Raw genomic sequence first — 3795 nt, 5'->3', positions numbered from 1 at the left:
GAACAGGCCGGCCGCGTCCACCTGCACCACTCTCATCCGCGAGGGCACCAGGTCGCCGGGCACCCCCGCCGCGCGGGCACGGGCCAGCACCTTCTGCCCCAGGGCGAGGGCCGGCATGTCCCAGGGGATCCCGTCGACGACTCCCCGCGGCGGGCGGTCGGCGCGTTCGGCGGCCTTGGCCTCCTGCCACAGGCGGTCCTGTTCGGTGGTGTCGAGGCCGGCCGCGCCCTCAGCGGTGAACCAGTAGGGCGCGCGCCGGCGCAGCTTGTCCAGCAGGGCGCCGGCGACGTCGTCGATGTCGAACGACCCCTCGGCCCGCCCCTCACCGATCGCGGCGTGGAACAGCACCTGCAGGAGCAGGTCGCCCAACTCGGAGACCAGTTCGTCGCGGTCGCCGTCGGCCACGGCGTCGACCAGCTCCCAGGACTCCTCGAGCAGGTACGGCAGCAGCGAGGCATGGGTCTGGGCGGCCTCCCACTCGCCGTCGCGGCGGATCCGGCCCATCACCTCGATCGCCTCGGCGAGCCGATCCCCCGCACCCGATCCAGCGCCCGGCCCATCGCCGGGGTCGGGCTCGCGACCGGGCTCGGGACTCACACCGACACCGGCTCCGCCTGGATCACCGGGTTCGAGCCCTCCGGATCCCCTGCCATGGCGGTGAGGAAGTCGGCGGCGTACTGCAGCATCTCGTCGTCGCGCGCCTTCTCCGCGCCCGCGCCGGCACGCGCTCCGGCGGCCTTGGGCAGCGGGAGCAGCACGGTCTTCTGCGTGGCCCGGTACTGGGCGGCCGGGTACATGCGCTTGAGGCGGATCTGCTGCGAGTCGAGCAGGTCGAGCGGGCCCACGCGCAGGCGGGAGCCGGCCAGCACGATCTCGCGCACCTTGTACTTCTGGCACACGAGCCGCAGCCGCGACACCGACACCACGCGCCGGGCCTCGGCGGGCATGGGACCGTAGCGGTCCACCAGTTCCTCGACCACCGCGTCGATGTCCTCGGGAGCCCGTGCCTGGGACAGCTTGCGGTACGCCTCGAGTCGCAGCCGGTCGCCGTCGACGTATTCGACCGGGATGTAGGCGTCGACGGGGAGCTCGATGCGGATCTCGCCCACCTCCTCCTCGACCTCCACGGACTCGCCGTCGGCGATGGCGCGGTACGCCTCCACCGCCTCGCCGACCAGACGGATGTAGAGGTCAAAGCCGACGCCGGCGATGTGCCCGGATTGCTCGGCGCCCAGCACGTTGCCGGCCCCGCGCAGCTCGAGGTCCTTCATCGCCACGGCCATGCCGGCACCCAGGTCGTTGTTCTGCGCGATGGTCGCCAACCGGTCGTAGGCGGTCTCGGTGAGCGGCTTCTCGGGGTCGTAGAGGAAGTAGGCGTACCCACGCTCACGCGACCGTCCCACGCGCCCGCGCAGCTGGTGCATCTGCGACAGGCCCAGCTGGTCGGAGCGGTCGACGATCAGGGTGTTGGCGTTGGAGATGTCCAGGCCGGTCTCGACGATGGTCGTGCACACCAGCACGTCGTATTCGCGGTTCCAGAACCCGCCGACGGTCTGCTCGAGCTGCTCCTCCCCCATCTGCCCGTGGGCCACCACCACCCGCGCCTCGGGCACCAGGTCGCGGATCTTGGCCGCGGTGGCGTCGATGGTCCGCACCCGGTTGTGCACGTAGAACACCTGCCCCTCACGCAGCAGTTCGCGGCGGATCGCGGCGGCGACGTGCTTGTCCGAGTGCGCCCCCACGTACGTGAGCACGGGCAGGCGCTCCTCGGGCGGGGTGAGGATCTGGCTCATCTCCCGGATCCCGGCCAGCGACATCTCCAGCGTCCGCGGGATGGGCGTGGCGGACATGGTCAGCACGTCCACGTGGGTGCGCAGCGAGGTGATGTGTTCCTTGTGCTCCACGCCGAAGCGCTGCTCCTCGTCCACCACCACCAGGCCGAGGTTCTTCCACCGGACACCCGTCGCGAGCAGGCGATGGGTGCCGATCACCACGTCCACCGTGCCGTCGGCCAGGCCCGCGAGGATCTCCTTGGCCTCCGCGTCGGAGGTGAACCGGCTCAGGCCCTTGACGGTCACGGGGAACCCGGTCATGCGCTCGACGAAGGTCGCCTGGTGCTGCTGGGCCAGCAGCGTGGTGGGCACGAGCACGGCCACCTGGGTGCCGTCCTGCACGGCCTTGAACGCCGCCCGCACCGCCACCTCGGTCTTGCCGTAGCCCACGTCACCCACCACCACGCGGTCCATGGGGGCGGTCTTCTCCATGTCCCCCTTGACCTCCTCGATCGCCGTGAGCTGGTCGACGGTCTCGGTGAACGGGAACGCGTCCTCCATCTCCCGCTGCCACGGGGTGTCGGGGCCGAAGGCGCGGCCGGGTGCGGACTGCCGCTTGGCATAGAGCTGCACCAGCTCGGTGGCGATCTCGCGTACGGCCTTGCGGGCCTTGCGCTTGGTGTTCTGCCAGTCGGCGCCGCCCATCTTGCTCAGCGTCGGGGCCTCCCCGCCCACGTAGCGGCTCAGCTGGCCGAGGGATTCCATGGGCACGAACAGGCGGTCTCCGGCGCCGCCGCGCTTGCCGGGCGCGTACTCGATCACCACGTATTCGCGCCGGCTCGAGCCGTCCCCGCCGCGCACCTGCCGCTCGACCATCTCCACGAACCGGCCGATGCCGTGCTGGTCGTGCACCACCCAGTCGCCGGCCTTGAGGGCCAGGGGGTCCACCTGGTTGCGGCGCTTGGCGTGGCGCGCCTTGGGGCGCGCGGTGGCGCCGAGTCGGTTGCCGGTGAGATCCGTCTCGGAGACGACGACGAGCTGGTCCCCCTGCTCCCCGGAGTCGGTCGCCAGCGCGAACCCTCCGTGCAGGATCGCCTCGTACACCGACACCACGCCGGGGGCGGGCTCGGATCCCGCCGGGGCGGCGGTGGCCGGGACCTCGGCCTCGGACAGTCGCTCCAGGACGCGATCGACGGTGCCGTGGCCCGGGACCACCACGGCCGCCCGGCCCCCGGAGGCCATGAGCGCCCGGAGTCGGACGAACATGGCCTGCATCTCCGAGTCCTTGCCGCGCGGCGCGGGCGGATCGCCGGCGGGCGCGTCGACCACCTGGCCGTCCTCGGGGTCGGTGAGGAAGCCCGGGGGGACCAGCTGCCACCAGGGCACGCCGGCGGCGGAGGCCTCGGCGCGGACGGCCGAGAAGGTCCGGTACCCCGAGCCCGACAGGTCCAGGGTCTCGCTGTCCACGGGGGCGTCGCCGCCCATGGTCGCGGCGGTCCACGAGGCCTCGAGGAACTCCCGGCCCGCGGAGGCCAGGTCGGCGGCGCGGCGACGGACCTTGTCCGGGTCGCACACCACGACGCGGGTGCCCGGCGGCATGAGCATCGGCAGCGTGGCCATCTCCTCCGGCACGAGCACCGAGGTCAGTGCCTCCATGCCGTCCCGGGGGATCCCCTCGGCCAGCGAGTCCAGCAGCTCCGCCAGGGTCGGGTTCTCGCGGTGCGCCTCGGCCAACCGCCGTGCGCGCTCGCGGACGTCCTCGTCGAGGAGCAGCTCCCGGCAGGGGAACAACACGGCCGAGTCGACCTCTCCCTCGGGCAGGGACCGCTGGTCGGCCACGGAGAACTCGCGGATCTCGGCGATCGTGTCCCCGTCGAACTCCACGCGGAGCGGGTGGTCGGCGGTGGTGGGGAACACGTCCACGATCCCGCCGCGCACCGCCACGTCACCGCGGCGGGCCACCATGTCCTCGCGGCTGTAGGCGAACTCGGTCAGGGTCGCCAGGAACTGCGCGGGGTCGAGC

The 3795-nt window shown here is 72.4% G+C and carries 2 protein-coding genes; both read right to left on the bottom strand.

The annotated features are described in order from the left end of the window. On the bottom strand, positions 1 to 597 hold a 597-nt coding region (locus IY392_RS12400; protein ID WP_309234176.1), incomplete at its 3' end, for a MazG nucleotide pyrophosphohydrolase domain-containing protein. Continuing rightward, on the bottom strand, positions 594 to 3795 hold a 3202-nt coding region (gene mfd / locus IY392_RS12395), incomplete at its 5' end, for a transcription-repair coupling factor (protein ID WP_194861381.1). The genes IY392_RS12400 and mfd, both read right to left, overlap by 4 nt.

Source organism: Dietzia sp. SYD-A1 (genome assembly GCF_015356725.1).
Taxonomy (GTDB): Bacteria; Actinomycetota; Actinomycetes; order Mycobacteriales; family Mycobacteriaceae; genus Dietzia.
Note: the sequence above shows the minus strand (reverse complement) of the source record. Positions and strands in the feature narration are given on the sequence as shown.